General features: G+C 55.2%; 1 pseudogene. It reads right to left on the minus strand.

What is annotated here, in order from left to right:
* Positions 1 to 281, minus strand: a pseudogene (locus tag SB765_RS29085) (membrane-bound PQQ-dependent dehydrogenase, glucose/quinate/shikimate family); the annotation flags it as partial.

Genomic DNA, 281 nt, shown 5'->3' on the forward strand with positions numbered 1-281 from the left:
TCAGACTCTTTCAGCGTCTGGTTGCCAATCTGCGGCATCCCGGTCGAGTGTGGCTGCGTTTTGGTGTACTGCTCGTTCGGGATATGACCCTGCGGCATCGGCAGTTCTTCGACTTTGGTCAGCGGCTTGCCGGTCATACGGTCAAGTACGAAGATCATGCCGGTTTTGCCGCCAATCACTACCGCTGGTGTGGTAGTGCCATCTTTTTGCGGGAAGTCGATCAGGCTTGGCTGCATCGGCAGGTCAAAGTCCCACAGATCGTTATGCACGGTCTGATAAAC

The sequence above is a fragment of the Pseudomonas sp. SIMBA_067 genome (assembly GCF_046534675.1).
Taxonomy (GTDB): Bacteria; Pseudomonadota; Gammaproteobacteria; order Pseudomonadales; family Pseudomonadaceae; genus Aquipseudomonas; species Aquipseudomonas putida.